The following is a 20524-nucleotide window of genomic DNA, read 5'->3' on the forward strand; positions in this document are numbered from 1 at the left end:
GCCGCCATCATGGCCGGTGCGTCGGTGCCGGGTCGGCGCCGTGCGGTCGATGCTCGTACGCCGCCTGGCCGTCGGGCAGGGCCGGACGTCCCCGGTCCGGCCGGCCGGCCGGAGGTCAGTCCCGCGCGAGCCGCCTGCGCTGCACCTGCTCGGCCATCATCGCCCGGCGCAGGTCACGGGCCTGCGGCTCGGGGAGCTCGAGGACCAGCACGACGTCGGTCGCGTCGTCGCCGTTGGCGCGGGCGCTCGGCCAGCTGCGCAGGACCCTGCCCGCCACCCCGAACCGCTCCTGCCTGATCTCGAAGGCGGCGGTCACGGGCGAGCCCGGCCGGAACGCCCGCGCGTCCTGGGGCGTCAGCCGGACACGCAGCCCGGCCTCGCTCACGTCGACGAGGTGGCCGTCGAACGCCTCGTCCTGCACGGTCAGCGCGACGTCGCCGTCGAGGTCGAGCCGGAAGTGGGCGCGCCGCTGGGACCGCGTGGCCTCGCCCTTCGGCGTGACCACCCAGAGCGCGACGTGTCCGTCACGGACGGTCTCGGCGAGCTCGACCGGCAGGCTGAAGGAGCCCCCGTCGGAGCCCCAGGTGAGCTCGAGCGGCGAGCCGGTGGTCGGGCCGCCGTCGAGCGGCAGGTCGAACGGTCGGGCGACGGTCAGGGCGTAGGGGTCGATCGCCTCGACCCGGCTCTGCCAGTCGCGGCCCTCGCCGTCGCTGAGGACGAGCTGGGCGTGCAGAGGAGGGAGCATCGTCGGCATCAGGGAAGTCATCATCGAGAGGGGGGAGCGGTGCGTCGATTCTCCCCGAAGCCCGGGTCGCGCGGGGACGAAGCCGGCAACACGGGACCTTCGGCCCAGCGTTCCGGAGGGGCTCAGTCGACCTCGCCGTCGACGTAGACCCACCGTCCCGCGCGCTGCTCGAACCGGCTGCGCTCGTGGAGCCCCCCGGCCACGCCGCGGGACACGTAGGACGCCGTGAACTCGACCCAGTCCTCGCCGTGTCGATCGACCCTCAAGCCGGTCCACATCAGATCCGGATCGAGCGTGACGTCGTCCGGCCGGGTCCGCGGGTGCCAGGTGGCGAAGACGAAGCCCGCCTCGCCGACGGCGTACGCCGCGTAGCGCGCCCGCATCAGCTCCAGCGCGGTGGTCGCCGTCGCCGCCCCGCGGTGCAGGCGACCGCAGCACTCGTCGTAGCGCGTGCCCGAGCCGCAGGGACAGTCCCGAACCAACACAGTCGGAGAGACTATCCGCTTGCGCGCCGGGCGTAGCGTGAGGAGCGTGTCTGATGCCCCCACGATCGCCACCCTGGGAGAGCTCCGCGCGAGCGGTCACGTCCACCGTCCGCTGCGCGCAGAGATCCGCGACAACCTGCTGGCCAAGCTGCGGAGCGGGGAGGATCCGTGGCCCGGTCTGCACGGGATGGAGGAGACCGTCATCCCGCAGTTCGAGCGCGCCCTCATCGCCGGCCACGACATCGTCCTCCTGGGCGAGCGCGGCCAGGGCAAGACCCGGCTGCTGCGCACCATGGTCGGCCTCCTCGACGAGTGGACGCCGGTGATCTCCGGCTCCGAGCTGGGCGAGCACCCCTACGAGCCCATCACCGTCGGGTCCCGGCAGGCCGCCGCGACCTACGGCGACGAGCTGCGCGTCTCCTGGCGGCACCGCGACGAGCGGTACGCCGAGAAGCTGGCGACCCCCGACACGTCGGTCGCCGACCTGATCGGCGACGTGGACCCGATGAAGGTCGCCGAGGGCCGGTCCCTGGGCGACCCGGAGACGATCCACTTCGGCCTGGTCCCGCGCAGCCACCGCGGCATCGTCGCCATCAACGAGCTGCCCGACCTCGCCGAGCGGATCCAGGTCGCGATGCTCAACGTGATGGAGGAGCGCGACATCCAGATCCGCGGCTACGTGCTGCGGCTGCCCCTGGACGTGCTCGTCGTGGCGAGCGCGAACCCCGAGGACTACACCAACCGCGGGCGCATCATCACGCCGCTGAAGGACCGGTTCGGCGCCGAGATCCGCACGCACTACCCGGCCGAGCTGGCGGCGGAGGTCGCGGTGATCAGGCAGGAGGCCGAGCTGGTGGCCGACGTACCCGACCACCTCGTCGAGATCCTCGCCCGCTTCACCCGCAACCTCCGGGAGTCGTCGGCGGTGGACCAGCGCAGCGGCGTGAGCGCGCGCTTCTCGATCGCCGGCGCGGAGACCATCGCGGCCGCGGCGCTGCACCGGGCCACCATCCACGGCGAGGAGCCGGTCGCCCGCGTCGTCGACCTCCAGACGGCCGTCGACGTGCTCGGCGGCAAGGTCGAGTTCGAGTCGGGGGAGGAGGGCCGCGAGGCCGAGATCCTCACCCACCTCCTGCGCACCGCCGTGGCCGAGACCGTGCGGCTGCACTTCCGCGGCCTCGACTTCGCGCTGCTGGTCGACGCGATCGAGAGCGGCGCGATGGTGACCACCAGCGGCCGGATGACTGCGATCGACTTCCTCTCCGGCCTGCCGCGGCTGGGCGAGTCCGACCTCTACGACCAGGTCTGCGACCGGCTCCGGGCCCGCAGCGACGGCGAGCGCGCCGGCGCGATCGAGCTCGCCCTCGAGGGCCTCTACCTGGCCCGCAAGATCGGCAAGGACACCGACGGCAACGAGGTCGTCTACGGCTGAACATCGAGGTCGAGCAGCCCGCGACGGACGAGCGGTCGTATCGAGACCCGGGAGCATCCATGAGATACAAGAAGTACGCCGGCGGCGACCCGCTCGCCCCGCCCGTCGACCTCGCCGAGGCGCTCGACGCGATCGGCCAGGACGTCATGGCCGGCTACAGCCCCGAGCGGGCGATGCGCGAGTTCCTCCGCCGCGGCCCTTCCACAGGCGCAGGGACCGATCGCGGACGCGGGCTCGACGACCTCGCCCGGCAGGTCGCCGAGAAGCGGCGGGAGCTGACCCAGCGGCACAACCTCGACGGCACGCTCAACGAGGTGCGCGAGCTGCTCGACAAGGCAGTGCTCGAGGAGCGCAAGCAGCTGGCCCGCGACGCGATGATGGACGACGGCGACCGCGCGTTCCGGGAGATGCGCCTGGACTCCCTGCCGCCCAACACGGCAGCGGCGGTGACCGAGCTGTCGTCGTACGACTGGCAGAGCCGCGAGGCCCGCGAGGCCTACGAGCAGATCAAGGACCTGCTCGGCCGTGAGCTGCTCGACCAGCGCTTCGCCGGGATGAAGCAGGCGCTGGAGGGCGCCACCGACGAGGACCGGGCGGCCATCAACGAGATGCTCACCGACCTCAACGAGCTGCTCGAGAAGCATGCGATGGGTCAGGACACCCCGGAGGACTTCCAGGAGTTCATGGACAAGCACGGGGACTTCTTCCCGGAGAACCCGCAGGACGTCGACGAGCTCCTCGACGCGCTCGCCCAGCGCGCGGCCGCCGCCCAGCGCATGCTCAACTCGATGTCGCCCGAGCAGCGTGCGGAGCTGATGGAGCTCTCGCAGCAGGCGTTCGGGTCACCGGCGCTGATGGAGTCGCTGGCCCGGCTCGACTCGAACCTGCAGATGCTCAGGCCGGGTGAGGACTGGGGCGGGTCGGAAACCTTCGACGGCGAGGAGGGCCTCGGCCTGGGCGACGGGACCGGCGTGCTGCAGGAGCTCTCCGAGCTCGACCAGCTCTCCGAGCAGCTCTCGCAGTCCTACGCCGGCAGCCGGCTCGACGACATCGACCTCGACGCGCTCGCGCGACAGCTGGGCGACCAGGCGGCCGTCGACGCGCGCACGCTCGCGGAGATCGAGCGCGCGCTGCGGGACACAGGACAGCTCGAACGCGGCTCGGACGGCGACCTGCGGCTGACCCCGAAGGCGATGCGCCAGCTCGGCAAGGCACTGCTCAAGGACGTCGCCGACCGGATGAACGGCCGGCAGGGCCAGCGCGACCTGCGTCGCGCCGGCGCCGCCGGCGACCTGTCCGGGGCGACCCGGCAGTGGGCGTTCGGTGACACCGAGCCGTGGGACGTCCCGCGCACGATCACGAACGCGGTGCGGCGTACCGCCGGTGAGGGCGGCGGCCCCACCGTCCGCCTCACCGTCGACGACATCGAGGTCCAGGAGACCGAGGACCGCACCCAGGCCGCCGTCGCGCTCCTCGTCGACACCAGCTTCTCGATGGCGATGGACGGCCGGTGGGTGCCGATGAAGCGCACCGCGCTCGCGCTCCACACGCTCATCAGGTCGCGGTTCCGGGGCGACGACCTGCAGCTCATCGGCTTCGGCCGGGCGGCCCGCACGATGGAGATCGAGGAGCTCACCGCGCTCGACGCCATGTGGGACAAGGGCACGAACCTGCACCACGCCCTGCTGCTCGCCAACCGGCACTTCCGCAAGCACCCGACCGCGCAGCCGGTGCTGCTCATCGTCACCGACGGCGAGCCGACCTCACACCTGGAGCCGAACGGCGAGGTCTACTTCTCCTACCCGCCGCACCCGCTCACGATCGCCAACGCCGTCCGCGAGCTCGACAACGCCCGCCGGCTCGGCGCCCAGACCACGTTCTTCCGGCTCGGCGACGACCCCGGTCTCGCGCGGTTCGTCGACTCGATGGCCGACCGCGTCGAGGGCAAGGTCGTCGCGCCGGAGCTGGATGACCTCGGCGCCGCCGTCGTGGGCTCCTACCTCGGCTCGCGCTCGGACCGCTTCGGCGGCCCGGACGGGTTCGGCGGCTGGGGTGGTCGCGGCTGGTGGGCGGGCTGAGGCCCACGCGCACATCGGATCACTCCGGCAGCGGCTGCATGAGCCGGAACGAGTTGCCCGACGGGTCGCGGAAGCCGCAGTCGATGCCGTAGGGCCGCCGTTCGGGCAGGTCGGTGAACTCGACGCCCTTGGCGGAGAGGTCCTCGTAGACCTTCTGCACGTCGTCGGTCTGCATGAAGATGCCGCCGGAGTGGCCCTTCGTCAGCAGCGACTTGATCTCCTGGACCGTCGAGTCCGGGAAGACCGGCGGGCCGGGAATGGCCATGAGCACGAGCTCCGGGGAGTCCTGGCCGGGCGCCCCGACGGTGACCCAGCGGAAGTCGCCGAGCTCGGGGAACGAGGCGTCCTGGCGGATCTCGAAGCCGAGCTTCTCGGTCCAGAACCGCACGGCCTCGTCCTGGTCGAGCACCCACACCTGGGCGGTCGTGATCTTGATCATCTGACTGCTCCTCACAAGTCGTCGGACCCGGGCGGGTCCGTGGGAACCGACGCTAGGGTTCCCGTGCCGTCGCCGTCTTCTCGAAACGTGCGCCGCTGCGGGCGGCCGTGCACCCGGACGACGCAGCCCGGCAGCGGCACGCGGTCGGCGATCGCGGGATAGGCGGCGCGGTAGTCGGTCGGCGTGGCGCCGAACATGCGCTTGAAGCTGGTCGTGAAGCTGCCCACCGAGCTCAGGCCGACCATCATGCAGATCTCGGCGACGCTGCGGTCGGTGTTGCGCAGCAGCGCGGCGGCCCGCTCGAGTCGGCGGGTGAGCAGGTAGCCGTGCGGGCTCTCGCCGAACGCCTGCTTGAACAGCCGGCTGAAGTGCGCAGGGGACAACCCGGCCGCACGGGCGTGGGCGGCCACGTCCAGCGGGTCGGCGTACCGCGCGTCCATCTGGTCCTTCGCCCGCAGCAGGTGCCGCTCGACCGGCAGGCTCACCGACGTCATGCGAGCCGGTCCAGGTTGACGACGATCGCCTCCTGCGTCGTCCGTGCGATCACGACGACTGCCTCCTCCTCGGGGTCGGGGTTCTCCTCGCGGTGGGGCGCGTACGGCGGCACGAACACGTAGTCGCCCGGCGCGGTCTCGATCCGGCGCTCCACCGGCGGGTCGACGTCATGGTCGACGAAGACGAAGACCGGGTGACCGGACACGACGTAGATCGCCGTCTCGGACTCCCCGTGGTGGTGGTCGGCCGACGCGGTCGCGGCCGGGACGTGCGTCTGCCCCATCCAGAGGTGCTGCGCCCCGACGCTCTTGCCGCTGATCGCCTCGAGCCGCCGCATGCCGGCGGACTGCGAGGTCTCACCGGTCAACCCGCTCGGAGCGACGTGGTGCAGGCGCTGGTGGAAGGGGTCGGCCACCCCACGAGTCTGCACCCTCCGCGAGGCGCCCGGCGAGCCCTTGGACAATGGCCGGGTGTCCGACCCCACCCTGACCGTCCTGGCCCTCCTCGGACTGGCAGCGGTGGCGGCGGGGTTCGTCGACGCGGTCGTCGGCGGCGGCGGTCTCATCCAGCTGCCGGCGCTGCTGCTCGGGCTCCCGAACGCCGCCCCGGTCCAGGTGCTCGCGACCAACAAGCTGTCGTCGATCTTCGGCACGACGATGGCGTCGACGACCTACTACCGCCGGGTGCGCCCCGACCCGCGCACGTTCGTGCCGCTGATGATCGCCGCGTTCGCCGGCTCGGCGGCCGGCGCGGCCGTCGCCTCCCACCTGCCGTCGAGCGTCTTCGAGCCGATCGTGCTGGTCGCGCTGATCCTGGTCGGCGCGTGGGTGCTGTTCCGGCCCAGCCTCGGCGAGATCACGCAGCTCCGCTTCGCCGGGCACCACCACACGCTCGCCGCGGTGGCGGTCGGCCTCGGCGTGGGCTTCTACGACGGCGCGCTCGGCCCGGGCACCGGCAGCTTCTTCGTGATCGGCCTCGTGGGCCTGCTCGGCTACAACTTCCTCGAGGCCTCCGCCAAGGCACGCATGGCCAACGTCGCCACCAACCTCGCCGCCCTGGTCGTGTTCATCCCGCAGGGAGCAGTGATCTGGCACGTCGGCCTGGTCATGGCCGCCTGCAACCTGCTCGGTGGCTGGCTGGGCGCGCGCGTCGCTGTCTCGCGCGGCACCCGGTTCGTGCGGATCTTCTTCATCCTCGTCGTCTCCGGCTTCATCGTGAAGATCGGCGGAGACATCATCGGGGTGTGGTGACGCGCTACCTCACGATCGCCCGGGACGGCGAGGCCGAGATCGAGGTCAAGCGGTCCCGCTTCCGGGCGACCCTGCGGCGGGTGGAGACCGAGGCCGACGCCCGCGCCCTCCTCGAGCGACTCCGCAAGGAGCGCTGGGACGCCCGGCACCACTGCTCCGCCTTCCGGCTCGGGTCGCCGCCGCAGCCGGTCGAGCGGTCCAACGACGACGGCGAGCCGGCCGGCACCGCGGGCGCGCCGATGCTCGAGGTGCTCCGCGGCCACCAGGGTGGTGCCGGCGTCTCCGACGTGGTCGCCGTCGTCACCCGCTGGTTCGGGGGCACCCTGCTCGGCGCCGGCGGCCTGGTGCGCGCCTACTCCGACGCCGTACGGGCGGGGCTCGACGAGGTCGGCACGCTGCGCCGCGAGCTGGTCCGCGAGTTCTCGCTCGCGGTGCCCTACGACACCGCCGGCCGGGTCGAGACCGACCTCCGGTCGGCAGGGGTCACGGTCCTCGGCACGTCGTACGACGCCTCGGTGCTGCTCACCGTCGGAGCGCCGCCCGCCGACGAGCGGCGGCTGGCGGCGCTGGTCGCCGAGCTGACCGCCGGGACCGGGGTGCTCATGGCGGGCGAGGACCGGTGGGTCGACCGTTCCTGAGATGTCGCACCGGCGGCAGCGCCGGCGTGCCACACTCCGTGCGTGCTGGGCGTGACCGACCTCGGGACCTACTTGGTCGGGACCGTTCTCATCGTGCTGCTGCCGGGACCCAACTCGCTCTACGTGCTCTCCGTGGCGGCCCGTCGCGGAGTGCGCAGCGGCTATGCCGCGGCGGCCGGGGTGTGGACGGGCGACACGGTGCTGATGACCCTCTCGGCCGGCGGCGTGGCCTCGATGCTGCAGGGCAACGCGTTGCTGTTCGGGATCGTGAAGTACCTCGGCGCCGGCTACCTCGGCTGGCTCGCCCTCAACATGCTCCGGGGCGCCTGGGCGCTGTGGCGGGCGCGGCGCACCCCCGTGCAGGAGGCCGTCGCCGAGCAGCCGGCGGTCCCCGGCGAGCGGCCCTACCGGCGCGCGCTGGTGATCAGCCTGCTCAACCCGAAGGCGATCCTGTTCTTCGTGGCGTTCTTCGTGCAGTTCGTCGACCCGGACTACGGCATGCCGGCGGTGTCGTTCCTGCTGCTCGGGGTCATCGCCCAGATCGCCAGCGCCACCTACCTGACCCTGCTCATCCTGAGCGGCGACCGGCTGGCCGACACCTTCCGTCGGCGTCGTGCGGTCTCCGCCGCGGCGACCTCGACGATCGCGGCGCTGTTCCTGGGCTTCGCGGTCAAGCTCTCCCTGGCCAGCGCCGGCTGACGGGCTCTAGCCTCGAGGACATGAGCTATCCGGTCGCCGCGGCCGACCTGGGCCGCGCCCTGGAGCAGTACGCCGAGGGCTACCTGCTCACCGTCACCACCGACGCCACCACGCGTGCGGTCGCGGTGCGGCCCCGCCTGGTGGACGGCCGGGTCGTCGTCGGCGCCGGCCGGTCCAGCAGCGCCAACGTCACCGCGAACCCCGCCGTCACGGTGCTCTGCCCGCCGTCGGAGGAGAAGGGCTTCACGCTGCTCATCGACGGCACGGCCACCGTCGAGGGCGACGAGATCCGCATCGAGCCGGCGAGCGTGGTGCTGCACCGGCCGCCCTACTCCGCCGACGGTCCGCCGCCGCCCGACTACGCCGGCGGCAAGGCCGTCTGCTGACCTCTGGGAGACTGGCGGGATGCCGCCGTCGACGACCGCCGTCAGCCTGCCCGCCCACTGGACCTCGCGGCCCCCTGAGCTCGACGACCTGCCGGCCCTCGTCGCGCTCCGGTCCGCCGACAAGGAGCCCTACACCGGCTCCGGCTCCGTCGACGCGTCCCGGGTCGAGTCGGAGATCGCCGGCCTGCGGTCGTGGACGCGACGGCAGCTGGTCGCGGTCGACCCCGAGGGCGTCGTACGCGCTTGGGTGGCCGTGCACGACCGCGCCGCCGGTCGCACGATGGTCCACCTCTACGTCGACCGCTCGGTGGAGCAGGCGGCGCAGGTGGCCGCGGCGCTCTACGCCTGGACGGCCGACCGCGCGCGTGGGATCGCCCGGATGCGCGGCCTGCACGCCACCCAGCTCGACGCCAGCCCGTTCGCCGACGACACCGTCCAGCGGCAGTGGCTCGCCGACGCCGGCTACCGCAAGGTGCGCACCTGGCTCCAGATGAGTCGCCCGGTCGAGACCGACGAGAAGCCGCCGGAGCCGCGCCCCGGCGTGACCGTGCGGCGCGTACGCCGGCACGACAACGGGCTGCCGGTCGCCGCCGACCTGTGGACGGTCCACCAGATGCTGGAGGAGTCCTTCGCCGACCACTTCAACTCCTACCGGGAGAGCTTCCCCGAGTTCGTGCAACGGCTCCGTGAGGAGCCCGGTCACGACTGGGACCAGTGGTGGCTGGCCTTCGTCGACGACCCGGACCGACCCGACGCCGAGCCGCGCGCGGCGGGGGCCCTCGTCGCCACCGTCCTGCCCGGCGGCAGCAGCTATGTCGAGTACATCGGGGTCAACCGCCACGCCCGCGGCCGCGGCGTCGCGAAGGCCCTGCTCGGTGCCGTGATCCGCGACGTCGCCGAGCGCGGCCAGGACAGCGTCGGCCTCGAGGTCGACGCCGACAGCCCCACCGGCGCCGACGGCCTCTACCGCGCCATGGGCTGGACCACCGACTTCGTCACCGAGTCGTGGCACCGCGACGTCGACGTGACCTGAGCATGGGGCTCCTCGCGAACGCCGTGGACGAGGCAGCCGCACGCACCGGGTTCTCCGGCGCGGTCCGCGTCGACCGGTCAGGGGTGACGGAGCTGTCGGCGGCGTACGGGCTCGCCGACCGCGCCCACGGGATCCCCAACACCATCGACACACTGTTCGCGACCGCGAGCGGGTCGAAGGGCCTCACGGCCCTGGCGGTGATGAGCCTGGTCGAGCGCGGGACGCTCGAGCTCGGCACGACCGCCCGGTCGCTGCTCGGCGACGACCTGCCCGCGATCGCCGACGACGTGACGGTCGAGCACCTCCTGGCCCATCGCTCCGGCATCGGCGACTACCTCGACGAGCACTCCGTCGGCGACATCACCGACTTCGTGATGCCCGTGCCCGTGCACGAGCTCGCGACGACCGAGCAGTTCCTGCCGGTGCTCGACGGGCACGAGACGGTGTTCCCGGCGGGCGAGCGCTTCGCCTACAACAACGGCGGCTACGTCGTGCTCGCCCTGCTGGCCGAGCGGGCGAGCGGCCTCGCCTTCCAGCAGCTGGTCGGCACCCTCGTGTGCGAGCCCGCCGGCATGGTCGACACCGCCTACCTGCGCTCGGACGAGCTGCCCGGCCGGGCCGCGCTCGGCTACCTGGCCGTCGACGGCCCTAGGACCAACGTCTTCCACCTCCCCGTCGTCGGGAGCGGCGACGGCGGCGCCTACGCGACGGTCGCCGACTTCAGCAGCTTCTGGACGTCGCTGTTCGCCGGACGGATCGTTTCCTCGGATCGGGTCGCCGAGATGGTGCGACCGCGCAGCGACTGGCCCGAGGAGCAGGAGCGCTACGGCCTCGGCTTCCACCTCCACGCGACCCACGACGCGGTCTGGCTCGAGGGCTACGACGCGGGCGTGTCGTTCGCGAGCGTGCACCGGCCGTCCACGGCGACCACCTACACCGTCGTCTCGAACTGGTCGCAGGGCGCGTGGCCGATCACCCGGCTGCTCCGTGAGCGCCTGGGCACCTGAAGCACCGCTCGCTGGGTACCTGCACCTCATGGCGAAGGTCATCATCCTGGGTGGACACGGCAAGGTCGCGCTTCGGCTGGCCCCGCTCCTGGTCGAGCTCGGCGACCAGGTCACCAGCGTGTTCCGCAATCCCGACCACCAGGCGGCCGTCGCGGCGACCGGCGCGCACCCCGTGCTCGCCGACATCGAGACCCTCGACACCGCGCACCTCGCCGACCTGCTGCGCGGCCAGGACGCGGTGGTGTGGTCCGCGGGCGCCGGAGGAGGCGACCCCGTGCGCACCTTCGGCGTCGACCAGGACGCGGCCATCCGCAGCATCGACGCGGCCGAGGCCGCAGGCGTGCAGCGCTACGTCATGGTGTCCTACCTCGGTGCGCGGCCGGACCACGGCTTCGAGCGGAGCGACCCGTTCTTCGCGTACGCCGAGGCGAAGGCGAGGGCCGACGAGCACCTGCGCCGTTCCTCGCTGGCCTTCACGATCGTCGGGCCGGGCCACCTGACCCTGGACGAGCCGACCGGACGGATCGACGTCGTCACCGCGGAGACCGCCGGTCGGGACACCGCGGTCTCGCGCGCCGACGTCGCGGCGGTGGTCGCGGCCGTCCTGCACGACGACGCGACCGTCGGCCGCAGCATCGAGTTCCGCAACGGGGCGACGCCCATCGCCGACGCCATCCGGGGATAGCCCGGCGGGGGAGGCCGCTCGGTCGATAGCGTCCGCCCATGACTCAGGGGGCGCGCGCCGTGGTGGCCGGCTGGAGCGGCTTCATCGGGCGTCGCCTGGTCGACGACCTCACCGCGCGGGGGTACGACGTCGCACGCGTCGGGCGCGACGGTCCGGAGGGCCGCTGGTCGGACCCGGCGTCGCTCGCCGCGCTCGTCGACGGCGCGGCTCTGGTCGTCAACCTGGCGGGCAAGAGCGTCGGGTGCCGCTACACCGACCGCAACCGCGACGAGATCCTGCGATCACGCGTGCTCACGACCCGCGGGCTGCGCGAGGCCATCGCGGCCGCTGCCGAGCCGCCGCGGCTGTGGCTCAACGCCAGCACGGCCACGATCTACCGCTACGCCCTCGACCGGCCGCAGACGGAGTCCGCCGGCGAGCTCGGCACCGGCTTCTCGGTCGACGTGGCGCGGAGCTGGGAGCGGGAGCTCTTCGCCGGCGAGCTGCCCGGGACCCGCCGCGTGTCCCTGCGCATGGCCGTGCTCGGCGGCCCCGCCTCCGACATGCTCGCCCGGATCGCCCGCCTCGGCGTCGGCGGCACGCAGTACGACGGCCGGTGGTTCCAGCACCGTCGCTACCGCGGCATCGGGGACGAGCCCACCGGCGGACCGGTACCGATCCACCACTCGCACGGCCGGCAGAAGTTCTCGTGGATCCACATCGACGACGTGCTCGCCGCCGTGCGCTTCCTCGAGCAGCGCGACGACATCGACGGGCCGGTGAACCTCTCCTCGCCGAACCCGAGCGACAACCGGACGCTGATGGCCGAGCTGCGCCGTGCCGTGCGCATGCCGGTCGGGCTGCCGGCTCCGCGCTGGCTGCTGGAGCCCGCGCTGTGGGCGCTGCGCAACGAGTCCGAGCTCGTGCTCAAGAGTCGGTGGGTGCTGCCGGACCGGCTCACGTCCGCAGGGTTCGACTTCGCCTGGCCCGAGCTCGGGCCGGCGCTGGACGACACCGTCGGACGGCGCCGACGCGTCGCCGCCACGACCTAGGGCGGACCCGTCCACGGCCGTCCCGCGGCCGCCGGCGCGCGTATCATCGAGCGTCAGATCTCCTCTTCACCAGGAAGTGGAGGGAGCACGTCATGCCGACCTACGCACTGGGTTCCAACGACGCCGAGCTGGCCCGGCTGGAGGCACAGGCCGCCTTCATCGCCGAGCCGACCCGGGTCCTCCTCCAGGCGTCGGGGATCGCAGCCGGCATGCGGGTGCTCGACCTCGGCACCGGCCTGGGGCACGTCGCCTGCGCGGTCGGCGAGCTCGTCGGTCCGGGCGGCGAGGTGGTCGGCGTCGACGTCGACCCGCACATGCTCGAGGTGGCCCGCTCACGGTCCGCGCACCTTCCGCACGTGCGGTTCGTCGAGGCCGACGTCACGCAGTGGTCCGACGGCGCGTCCTACGACGCCGTGGTCGGTCGGCTGATCCTGTTCCACATGGCCGACCCCGTCGGCGTCCTGCGCCACCACCTCAGCGCCGTCCGTCCCGGCGGTCGCGTGGTGTTCCTCGACTTCGACATCGGCGGCCTGCGCAGCGAGCCCGCCAACCGGCTGAGCGACGAGCTGACCTCGCTGGTGATGACCGCCTTCCGTGCCGCCGGCGCGGACCCGGTGATCGGCTCGCGGCTCAAGCTCGTCCTGGCGCAGGCAGGGGTCGAGGACGTCGCCGGGCTCGGGATCGCTCAGTACCTCTCACCCGACGACCCGGTCGGGCCGCCCATGCTCAGCGCGGTGGTGCGTTCCCTGGCGCCGGTGATGGTCGCGCACGGACTCGCGACCGAGGAGGACCTGGCGCTCGACACGCTGCCCGCCCGGCTCGCGGAGTCGCTGCGGTCCACCGGGTCCGTCATCGTGCCGCCGCTCCTGGTCGGCGCCTGGGGCCGGCGTCCCTGAAAAGGGAGCGTTCCGGAGTCCGCGGGATCAGTAGCATCCGACGGGTGACCGCGCCCACGCCGTACCTCCACCTCCCCGGAACCGCCCGCGAGGCCCTGACGTTCTACGGAGACGTCTTCGGCTGCGCCGTGCAGCTGCACACCTACGCCGAGTTCAGCAGGACCGACGGCCCCGCCGACGCCATCGCCCACGGCTACCTGCACGACGGACCGGTCGCCCTGTTCGCCTCCGACGTCGCGGGCGACGAGCCGCCGTACCGTGCCGAGGGGCTGATGCTCTCGCTGCTGGGCGCGGCCGCGCCGACCGCGTTGCGGGACTGGTTCGCCCGGCTCTCCGAGGGCGGCCGCGTCGTCGACGACCTGCAGGTGCGGCCGTGGGGTGCCTCCGACGGCCAGGTCGTCGACCGGTTCGGCCTGCACTGGCTGGTCGGCTACGAGGAGGACGACCGCCAGGCCGCCGTCTCGGCCTGACTCGCGGGATGACGTAGGTCACCCGCGCACCCGCATCAGGCGCTCGCTCCGCCGACGTCTCACCAGCAAGTGACGCTGGCGAGAGGAAGCACCATGTCGACGCCGTTCAACACCCGGATGCTCCGGGCCGCCGACGCGCCCGCCTGGGCGGTCTGCCTGGTGACGGGCATCGCCCTGACCACCACCGCGATCGTGGCCGAGCACAAGCACGCAGCGGCCGACGAGGCGCGGGCGACCACGACCGAAGCGCCCCGTGGACCCGCGACCGTCGCGCCGCAGCACCCGGCCCTGCCGGTCTCGCGCTCCGTCTCCGGCGGATCCGACCGGCGTACCCTCGCGCGGTCCGGTGCCTTGGCGGCGACGCACCAGCCGAAGCGGGCCGCCCGGTGGCGGCCGCGCGTACGCCGGCCGCACCTGCCCGCGCCACGGCGACCACGGTTCCCGATGGCGCGGAGCAACGCGGCCCAGATCGTCGCGAAGGCCATGCACTCGGTGTCCAACGTGCCGGGCATGTGCCTGGTGTGGTCGCGCCACCAGGCGGGCATCCCCTCGAAGTACTCCGACGCGGCCACCGCGTGGCGGCACGCGACCGGCCGGCGCCCGCGGGACCCGAACCCGCCCCGAGGAGCGGCCGTCTACTGGACCGGCGGGAGCCACGGCTTCGGGCACATCGCGATCTCGGTGGGCCACGGGAAGGTCAGGTCCTCCGACGCCGGCGGCCAGGGAGACGTGGCGACCGTCCCGATCCACCACCTCAGCCGCGAGTGGGACCTGCACTACGCCGGCTGGGCGAACTCCATCAACGGCTACCGGATCCGCGGCATCACCGCTCTGACCCATCCTGCGTAGGCTCGCCGGCGTGGATGCCTATGACGTGGTCGACTGGCGCCGTCGGGTCTTCGAGCTCTATGCGGCCGTCCGCGCCGAGGCGGACCCCGCGGCCGGTCACGACCTGTGGCGACGGGGTCGCGACCAGCTCTTCGCCGAGCACCCCGCGAGCCCCCTCCTGCCGGAGCGGCGGACCGGCTTCGACGGGCTGACCGTCGCGCCCTACGACCCGTCGTGGCGCTTCGAGGTGGAGGTGCGGCCCACGGCCGCAACACCGTGGGACGTCCAGACCGGCACGGACGGGGTCGTGCCGTTCGAACGGCTCGGCGTGGTGTCGCTCCCGGGCGTCGGCGACCTCGACGTGTGGCGCCTCAGGTCGTACGCCGGCGGGGTGTTCGTCCCGCTCCGCGACGGCGGCAGCGGCACACCGGGCGGCAGCTACGGCGGCGGGCGCTACGTCCTCGACACCGTCAAGGGCGCCGATCTCGGCGGCGACGGCGACCGCCTGGTCATCGACCTCAACTTCGCCTACGCGCCGTCGTGCGCCTACGACCCGGCCTGGGCGTGCCCGCTGGCGCCGGTCGGCAACCGGGTCGACGTCGTGGTCCCGGTCGGCGAGCTCCAGCCCTGACCCCGGCTCGGCCCCTCCGCTGGCGCCCGCCCCTGGCGCCGGCAGGCCGGGGGTGGCATCGTCGAGGCATGATGCGCTGGTGGGCACGACGCCACGCAGAGACGTCACCGCGAACGTGCCGTTGCGGTGAGCCGCTCCACGCCCGCGTCGTCGGCGTCGCGCAGCGAGCCGGTGCCGAGCCGGTCAACGTGGCCTGGTGCTGGCACTGCGCGCGCTGCGGCGACGTCGAGCCGCCGGCGGTCACAACGCTCGGATGACGCGCACCAGGTCGACGCCGCTCCCGACCAGGACGACCTGGCCGGCGAGGTCCTCGGGCAGGTGGGGCCGCTGGGCCTCGTCGGTGACGCACGTAGGGCCGTCGGTCGGCATGATGACCCACCCGGCCGCGCGCGCCCCTTCGACCAGCAGCTCCCACGGCTTCTCGCCGACGACGTGGTTGACCATCATCGAGTCGTCGTCGAGGTAGACGTCGGCCGAGCCGTCGCCGTACTCCACGAAGGCGAACCGGTGCTCCGGGTCCTCCTGGACGATGTAGGGCTCCAGCGCCCGGCGCATCGCCTCGCCGCCGCCCGGCGCCGCTCGACCGTCCTGGAAGCGCTGGAAGAAGACGTCGAAGGACACGGGGGACACTGTGGCATCCCGGTGCTCCCGGAGCCAGGTCTCCCTGCGTCGGGCCGAGGCGCGTGACAGCCACGCGTCCTGCACCACCTCGGCGAGCTCGCCATAGCTGATCTCCCCGACGCGGCTCGCCCGGAGGAGGACCGAGAGGTGCCCGTCGAAGTGCGAGGTGGTGAAGAACGGCGACGACTCGTCCTGCACCATCGCGAGCTTGTCGCCCTCGTCGGGCACCCAGAACACGATGACGTCGTCGTAGCGCTGCCCCGTCCCCGGGTCGACGGCGTCGGGCCGCGGGTTGCGGAAGAAGACGAACGACCGGCCGCCGACCTGGTAGACGGGCCTGCCCTGCGTGCCCGGGTAGATCGTCACGTGCGGCATGCCGAGGGCGAGCTCGTGCACGTCCGCGACCTGGGCCGGCCGGGCAGGATCTCTCGCCACGAGGCCCAGGCTACGGACGAAGCGACGCGGTGCGGGTCAGTCGACCCTGGCGTCGTCGAGGCAGAGGATGTTCCCTTCGCTGTCCTTGAACCAGGCGGCGCTGCCCATGCCCTCCATGTTGGCGACGTCGCCGTCCCAGCTGACGCCGGGCATGTCGTAGTGCTCGAACGTCACGCCCTTGGCCGTCAGGTCGCGCACCTCGTCGACGACGCTGCCGACGTGGAACTGGGCGATCGTGTGGCCGGACCGGCCGGCGTACTCGGTCTCGTAGAGGAAGAACGTCGTCCCACCGCTCGTGCTGTAGACGAGGCCGCCGGGGTTCTCCTCGCTGGGGACCAGGCCGAGCTTGTCGGCGTAGAAGCTTCGCGCCCGGTCGAGGTCTGCGGCCGGAACGTTGGCTGTCACCTTGCTGTCGTTCAGCATCGCTGCTCCTTGGGTCGGGAAGTGCCCGAGCCGCTTCCCTTGCACGGTAGACCCGACGGCGCGGTCTGGCCATGGCCCGCGGACGGCTCAGGCGGTCGCCTCGACCGCGGCGGCCACGCCCTCCCAGCGACGTACGGCGACGGTGTGCGGCTCGCCCACGACCCGGTCGGCCGCGACGGCCGAGAGGAGGTCGTCGGCCGGCATCGGGCGGTACATCAAGAAGCCCTGGGCGCAGAGCCCGGCCGCGTCCTCGCCGAGCGCGCTGAACTGGGTCTCGCGCTCGATGCCCTCGATGATCACCCCGAAGCCGAGCGTGCGGCCCATGGCCATCACCGAGCGGAGCAGCCCACGGGCACGGTCGTCGATGTCGATGTCCTCGGCCAGGGACGCGTCGGCCTTGATGTAGTGCACCGGCAGGTCGTGCAGATAGCTGATCGAGGAGAAGCCCACGCCGAAGTCGTCGATCGCCAGCTGGGCGCCGGCGGCGCAGATCCCCTCCATCCGGGCCAGCACGTGCGGGTCGAGGTCGATGCCCTGCCGCTCGGTGAGCTCGAGGACGAGGGTGATCCCGCCCATCTCCGCGACCGCCCGCCGGACGCTGTCGACGAAGTCGGGGTCGCGCAGCTGCCGCGCGGAGATGTTCACGGTCATCCGGAACGGGCCGTCGACGGCCCCGCGCAGGGACGCCGCGTCGGCGGCCACCCGGCGCAGCACCTGCTCGCCGAGCGCGACGATGAGGCCTGCGTCCTCGGCGGCCGGGATGAACACGTCAGGAGGTACGGCGACGCCGTCGCGCGTCCACCGGGCGAGTGCCTCCGCGCCGATGATGCGGCCGGTGTCGACGGCGACGATCGGCTGGTAGGCGACCTGGATCTCGGCTCGGGCCACGGCACCGCGCAGGTCGTCGACCAGCTCGAGGCGCTCCAGGCGGGAGCGGCCCATCGCCTCGTCGTACTCCTCGATCTCGCCCTTGCCCGCGAGCTTCGAGGTGTACATCGCCAGGTCGGCCTTGCGCACCAGCCCCGCGGCCGTGTCGCCGGCGGTCGCGAACGCGATGCCGGCGCTGGCGCCGATGGAGAACGCGTGGCCCTCGACGCAGAGGTCCTCACGGATCGCCGCGACGACGCGGTTGCACATCGCCTCCACGTCGGGCGGCCGCAGGTTCTCCAGCAGGACGGCGAACTCGTCACCACCGAGCCGGGCGACCGTGCCGACGTCGCCGACGCAGGCGCGGAGTCGGTCGGCGAGCTGGACGAGCACGTCATCGCCCGCCTCGTGGCCGAAGCGGTCGTTGACGGGCTTGAACCCGTCGAGGTCGATGAAGAGCAGGGCGACCGGCTGCTGGTCGGCGGTCCGCAGGGCCTCGGTCACGCGGTCGAGCAGGATGCCGCGGTTGGGCAGGTCGGTGAGCGGGTCGTGCCGCGCCACGTGCACCATCTCGTCGGTCAGGCCGAGCCGATACAGCGCCTCCGCGGCGACCGCGGCGAGCGCCTTGAGGGCCTGCTCGTCGGCGCCGGAGGTCGAGACGGCCCGGTCGAGGGAGCGCGCCACCACCCACGTGGGCGGGTCGCCGGCGTCGACCTGGGCGCCGATCTCGCCGCGGCCGGGCGGCGTCGACCGCACCGACACCTGGGGCTGCCGGAGCAGCCGCCGGGCGTCGCCGGCGAGGGCCTGCTCGACGTCGGCCCGGGTGGTGAGGGTCTGCGCCCGTACGGCGGCCTCGAAGAGGGCGGAGAGCCGGCGCGCGTTCTCCTGGCCCCGGGTGACCGCCCGGGTCGCGACGAGCAGCGTCACGAGCGGCACGCACAGCAGCGTGAGCGTCCACCACGGCGTCACCCGGTAGACCACCGCGGCCAGGTAGCCGAGCGTGTCGAACGGGACGAAGCAGGCGACCGCCAGCAGCGACTTGGGCTGCATGAGGTGACGCCCGAAGCCGCCGCCGGCGATCGTGACCGAGACGGCGGAGAGCACGAGGTCGACGGCGAAGTACGCCGTCGCGGCGAGGGCCACGCCGCCGAGCTCGCGCGCGGTGCCGATGGCGTCGCCGCGCACGCTCGTCAGGATCAGCGCCGCGAGCGAGCCGGCGACGATCTGGACGCCGACGTTGAAGACCTTGGCCGCCGCGCGCCGGTCGGTGATGAGCTGGGTCGCCACGATGCCCAGCGACCACACCACCAGCGCATCCGACGTGTTCAGCGTGCACACCATGAACATCAGGACGGCCGAGTCGAAGGCGATCTGGACGCCGCCGCCGTCGCCCGGGTCGAAGACGATCGGGAACCGGCCGACGATCACGATGAGCAGCAGCCCGCCGATGCACATCAGCGCGGGCACGGTGTCCGTGTCCGACACGGCGAGCACCGCGGCAACGGTCGCGATCGCGACGCCGACGCAGCAGACGGCGATGTTGAACAGCCAGCCGAGCGCTCGCCGAGAAGCAGGCGTGACGGGCATCGAGGGGTCCCCGCGATCTCTACAGGGCAGTGGTCGGAACTCCCGTTCGGCCCCGCGGCGGCCGAGCTGAGCCTTTCAGGCCAGCGGGTTCTCCCGCGTTCGGGCTCGCGTTCGGAGCGGGGGCGGGGCGTCTCGCCGCCGGAGACGGCCCCGATCCCGGCTAGCCTCCTGGGATGGGCTGGCTGCACGCGGTCGTCGACGTCCCCGTCGAGCACCACGCCAGGACGGCCGCCTTCTGGGCGGGCGTCCTCGGGTGGCCGGCGGGCCCGACGTGGGCCGGGCATCCCGAGCTGCGCAGCTTCGAGCCGCCGGGCGGGGCGCCCTACCTGCACCTCCAGGAGATCGACGGGCCCCCGCGGGTGCACGTCGACGTCGCGTCGGACCGGCCCGAGCAGACGGTGCGCGACGCGGTCCGGCTCGGCGCCGTGCTCGTCGGCGAGGCGGACCGCTGGCAGACCCTGCGGTCACCCGGCGGCCTGCCCTTCTGCGTCGTCCCGAGCGGTGAGCAGGAGCCGCCGGCGCCGACCTCGTGGCCCGACGGCCACCGCTCCCGCATGGTGCAGGTCTGCATCGACTCGCCGCAGGCGGCGCACGATCGCGAGGTGGACTTCTGGCGCGCAGTCCTCGGGGGACGGTGGTTCCCCGCCGCCGAGGCGCACGAGTTCGCCGGCAAGCTCCACGACGACCGCGGCTCGCCGCTCCAGCTGCTGTTCCAGCGGCTCGACGAGCCGGACGGTCCGGTGCGTGCGCATCTCGACCACGGGACCGACGACGTCCCGGCCGAGGTCGGCCGGATCCTGGCGCTGGGCGCCGAGGACGTGCGTCCCGGCCGCGGCTGGCACGTCCTGCGCGACCCCGCCGGCCTCCTGTTCTGCGTGACGGAGAACTCCCCGGAGCAGACCCTCCACCGCGACCTCCGCGACCTCGGCTGAGAGGCTCCTCGGCGGTCGGGCGGCTCCGACGGGCACCGGTCAGCCGCGGTCGGGCCTCGGCTTGAAGCGGCGGACCTCCTGGGGCCAGCCGCACGCCTCGGCGATCTTGCCGGCCCAGACCTTGGCCGCCGCGTCGTCAGGGACGTCGACGATCGTGAGGCCGCCGAGATACTCCTTGGTCTCGGCGTAGGGCCCGTCGGTGAAGGTCAGCGTGCCGCTGGTCGCGTCGGCGCTGAAGGCGGTCTCGATCTCCTCCTCGAGCCCCCCGGCGAACACCAGGACGCCGGCTGCCTCCATCTCGTGCACGACCGCCATGGCGAGCGGCCCGCGACTGTGGAACCACTCCTCGGTGTGGTCGCCCACCCACTGCTGGTTGAAGAAGATGGCGTACTCGGTCATGCCTGCTCCCTTGCGTCAGTCAGTCGCGGACC

24 protein-coding genes are annotated in these 20524 nt (G+C 73.0%); 15 read left to right on the forward strand and 9 right to left on the reverse strand.

The window, feature by feature from the left end:
* Positions 1-115: 115 nt before the first annotated feature.
* On the reverse strand, positions 116-754 hold the full coding sequence (locus QDS12_RS12010) for a PilZ domain-containing protein (protein ID WP_279879243.1): 639 nt from the start codon (positions 752-754) through the stop codon (positions 116-118).
* 113 nt (positions 755-867) lie between these two features.
* The gene (locus tag QDS12_RS12015) at positions 868-1230 is read right to left on the reverse strand and encodes a YchJ family metal-binding protein (RefSeq protein ID WP_279879245.1); all 363 of its coding nucleotides are present in this window, start codon (positions 1228-1230) and stop codon (positions 868-870) included.
* A gap of 46 nt (positions 1231-1276) precedes the next feature.
* Here QDS12_RS12015 and QDS12_RS12020 point away from each other — a divergent pair, with 46 nt between their 5' ends.
* Both QDS12_RS12020 and QDS12_RS12025 read left to right on the forward strand, forming a co-directional pair.
* Positions 1277-2662, forward strand: coding sequence for a magnesium chelatase (locus QDS12_RS12020; protein WP_279879246.1), 1386 nt, complete (start codon positions 1277-1279; stop codon positions 2660-2662).
* Positions 2663-2721: 59 nt separating this feature from the next.
* Complete coding sequence (locus QDS12_RS12025; protein ID WP_279879247.1) at positions 2722-4740, forward strand: VWA domain-containing protein; 2019 nt, start codon at positions 2722-2724, stop codon at positions 4738-4740.
* Positions 4741-4759: 19 nt separating this feature from the next.
* Here QDS12_RS12025 and QDS12_RS12030 read toward each other — a convergent pair whose 3' ends face one another.
* From QDS12_RS12030 to QDS12_RS12040, 3 genes are read right to left on the reverse strand one after another with little or no spacing between them, the layout of a single operon-like run.
* Entirely contained in the window at positions 4760-5179 is a 420-nt protein-coding gene (locus QDS12_RS12030; protein WP_279879249.1) for a VOC family protein, read from the reverse strand.
* 11 nt (positions 5180-5190) lie between these two features.
* Positions 5191-5664: an AraC family transcriptional regulator gene (locus tag QDS12_RS12035; RefSeq protein WP_279879250.1), complete on the reverse strand. Its 474-nt coding sequence runs from the start codon at positions 5662-5664 to the stop codon at positions 5191-5193.
* Between the two features lie 5 nt (positions 5665-5669).
* Positions 5670-6089, reverse strand: coding sequence for a cupin domain-containing protein (locus QDS12_RS12040; RefSeq protein ID WP_279879251.1), 420 nt, complete (start codon positions 6087-6089; stop codon positions 5670-5672).
* 55 nt (positions 6090-6144) lie between these two features.
* Between QDS12_RS12040 and QDS12_RS12045 the strand changes: the two genes are divergently transcribed.
* The 12 genes from QDS12_RS12045 to QDS12_RS12100 all read left to right on the forward strand — a co-directional run bounded on the left by QDS12_RS12045 (position 6145) and on the right by QDS12_RS12100 (position 15228).
* A complete protein-coding gene (locus QDS12_RS12045; RefSeq protein ID WP_279879252.1) occupies positions 6145-6924 on the forward strand; it encodes a TSUP family transporter in 780 nt (259 codons plus the stop codon).
* Entirely contained in the window at positions 6918-7562 is a 645-nt protein-coding gene (locus tag QDS12_RS12050; RefSeq protein ID WP_279879253.1) for a YigZ family protein, read from the forward strand. Before QDS12_RS12045 ends, QDS12_RS12050 begins: the two co-directional genes overlap by 7 nt.
* A 42-nt stretch (positions 7563-7604) precedes the next feature.
* Complete coding sequence (gene leuE / locus QDS12_RS12055; RefSeq protein ID WP_279879254.1) at positions 7605-8261, forward strand: leucine efflux protein LeuE; 657 nt, start codon at positions 7605-7607, stop codon at positions 8259-8261.
* Positions 8262-8281: 20 nt separating this feature from the next.
* Positions 8282-8647, forward strand: a complete 366-nt coding sequence (locus QDS12_RS12060; RefSeq protein ID WP_279879255.1) for a hypothetical protein — start codon at positions 8282-8284, stop codon at positions 8645-8647.
* A 19-nt stretch (positions 8648-8666) separates the two neighbouring features.
* The gene (locus tag QDS12_RS12065) at positions 8667-9680 is read left to right on the forward strand and encodes a GNAT family N-acetyltransferase (protein ID WP_279879256.1); all 1014 of its coding nucleotides are present in this window, start codon (positions 8667-8669) and stop codon (positions 9678-9680) included.
* Between the two features lie 2 nt (positions 9681-9682).
* Positions 9683-10687 carry a serine hydrolase gene (locus QDS12_RS12070; protein ID WP_279879257.1) on the forward strand — a complete coding sequence of 335 codons (1005 nt, stop codon included), beginning with the start codon at positions 9683-9685 and terminating at the stop codon, positions 10685-10687.
* Positions 10688-10715: 28 nt separating this feature from the next.
* Complete coding sequence (locus tag QDS12_RS12075; protein ID WP_279879258.1) at positions 10716-11372, forward strand: NAD(P)H-binding protein; 657 nt, start codon at positions 10716-10718, stop codon at positions 11370-11372.
* Between the two features lie 38 nt (positions 11373-11410).
* Positions 11411-12403, forward strand: a complete 993-nt coding sequence (locus tag QDS12_RS12080) for a DUF1731 domain-containing protein (protein ID WP_279879260.1) — start codon at positions 11411-11413, stop codon at positions 12401-12403.
* Between the two features lie 92 nt (positions 12404-12495).
* The gene (locus tag QDS12_RS12085) at positions 12496-13299 is read left to right on the forward strand and encodes a methyltransferase domain-containing protein (protein ID WP_279879261.1); all 804 of its coding nucleotides are present in this window, start codon (positions 12496-12498) and stop codon (positions 13297-13299) included.
* 44 nt (positions 13300-13343) lie between these two features.
* Complete coding sequence (locus tag QDS12_RS12090) at positions 13344-13769, forward strand: VOC family protein (protein WP_279879262.1); 426 nt, start codon at positions 13344-13346, stop codon at positions 13767-13769.
* Positions 13770-13862: 93 nt separating this feature from the next.
* On the forward strand, positions 13863-14618 hold the full coding sequence (locus tag QDS12_RS12095; RefSeq protein ID WP_279879263.1) for a hypothetical protein: 756 nt from the start codon (positions 13863-13865) through the stop codon (positions 14616-14618).
* A 10-nt stretch (positions 14619-14628) separates the two neighbouring features.
* Entirely contained in the window at positions 14629-15228 is a 600-nt protein-coding gene (locus QDS12_RS12100) for a DUF1684 domain-containing protein (protein WP_279879264.1), read from the forward strand.
* Between the two features lie 240 nt (positions 15229-15468).
* Here QDS12_RS12100 and QDS12_RS12105 read toward each other — a convergent pair whose 3' ends face one another.
* From QDS12_RS12105 to QDS12_RS12115, 3 genes are all read right to left on the reverse strand, one after another.
* A complete protein-coding gene (locus tag QDS12_RS12105; RefSeq protein ID WP_279879265.1) occupies positions 15469-16284 on the reverse strand; it encodes a hypothetical protein in 816 nt (271 codons plus the stop codon).
* 36 nt (positions 16285-16320) lie between these two features.
* Positions 16321-16707: a VOC family protein gene (locus QDS12_RS12110; RefSeq protein ID WP_279879266.1), complete on the reverse strand. Its 387-nt coding sequence runs from the start codon at positions 16705-16707 to the stop codon at positions 16321-16323.
* 87 nt (positions 16708-16794) lie between these two features.
* Positions 16795-19161 (reverse strand): EAL domain-containing protein, encoded by a 2367-nt coding sequence (locus QDS12_RS12115; RefSeq protein ID WP_279879267.1) that lies wholly within the window; start codon positions 19159-19161, stop codon positions 16795-16797.
* A 173-nt stretch (positions 19162-19334) separates the two neighbouring features.
* Here QDS12_RS12115 and QDS12_RS12120 point away from each other — a divergent pair, with 173 nt between their 5' ends.
* Entirely contained in the window at positions 19335-20093 is a 759-nt protein-coding gene (locus QDS12_RS12120) for a VOC family protein (RefSeq protein ID WP_279879268.1), read from the forward strand.
* 39 nt (positions 20094-20132) lie between these two features.
* On the opposite strand, the gene QDS12_RS12125 is transcribed toward QDS12_RS12120, so the two are convergent.
* Positions 20133-20492 (reverse strand): YciI family protein, encoded by a 360-nt coding sequence (locus QDS12_RS12125; RefSeq protein ID WP_279879269.1) that lies wholly within the window; start codon positions 20490-20492, stop codon positions 20133-20135.
* Positions 20493-20524 lie beyond the last annotated feature (32 nt).

This window comes from Nocardioides sp. CER19 (assembly GCF_029846275.1).
GTDB lineage: Bacteria > Actinomycetota > Actinomycetes > Propionibacteriales > Nocardioidaceae > Nocardioides.

Excerpts from the sequence above, each read along its gene's own strand:
- QDS12_RS12010 (WP_279879243.1), bottom strand. The coding sequence starts at position 754 with ATGCCGACGATGCTCCCTCCTCTGCACGCCCAGCTCGTCCTCAGCGAC.
- QDS12_RS12025 (WP_279879247.1), top strand. The coding sequence starts at position 2,722 with ATGAGATACAAGAAGTACGCCGGCGGCGACCCGCTCGCCCCGCCCGTC.
- QDS12_RS12030 (WP_279879249.1), bottom strand. The coding sequence starts at position 5,179 with ATGATCAAGATCACGACCGCCCAGGTGTGGGTGCTCGACCAGGACGAG.
- QDS12_RS12060 (WP_279879255.1), top strand. The coding sequence starts at position 8,282 with ATGAGCTATCCGGTCGCCGCGGCCGACCTGGGCCGCGCCCTGGAGCAG.
- QDS12_RS12065 (WP_279879256.1), top strand. The coding sequence starts at position 8,667 with ATGCCGCCGTCGACGACCGCCGTCAGCCTGCCCGCCCACTGGACCTCG.
- QDS12_RS12070 (WP_279879257.1), top strand. The coding sequence starts at position 9,683 with ATGGGGCTCCTCGCGAACGCCGTGGACGAGGCAGCCGCACGCACCGGG.
- QDS12_RS12075 (WP_279879258.1), top strand. The coding sequence starts at position 10,716 with ATGGCGAAGGTCATCATCCTGGGTGGACACGGCAAGGTCGCGCTTCGG.
- QDS12_RS12080 (WP_279879260.1), top strand. The coding sequence starts at position 11,411 with ATGACTCAGGGGGCGCGCGCCGTGGTGGCCGGCTGGAGCGGCTTCATC.
- QDS12_RS12085 (WP_279879261.1), top strand. The coding sequence starts at position 12,496 with ATGCCGACCTACGCACTGGGTTCCAACGACGCCGAGCTGGCCCGGCTG.
- QDS12_RS12095 (WP_279879263.1), top strand. The coding sequence starts at position 13,863 with ATGTCGACGCCGTTCAACACCCGGATGCTCCGGGCCGCCGACGCGCCC.
- QDS12_RS12110 (WP_279879266.1), bottom strand. The coding sequence starts at position 16,707 with ATGCTGAACGACAGCAAGGTGACAGCCAACGTTCCGGCCGCAGACCTC.
- QDS12_RS12115 (WP_279879267.1), bottom strand. The coding sequence starts at position 19,161 with ATGCCCGTCACGCCTGCTTCTCGGCGAGCGCTCGGCTGGCTGTTCAAC.
- QDS12_RS12120 (WP_279879268.1), top strand. The coding sequence starts at position 19,335 with ATGGGCTGGCTGCACGCGGTCGTCGACGTCCCCGTCGAGCACCACGCC.
- QDS12_RS12125 (WP_279879269.1), bottom strand. The coding sequence starts at position 20,492 with ATGACCGAGTACGCCATCTTCTTCAACCAGCAGTGGGTGGGCGACCAC.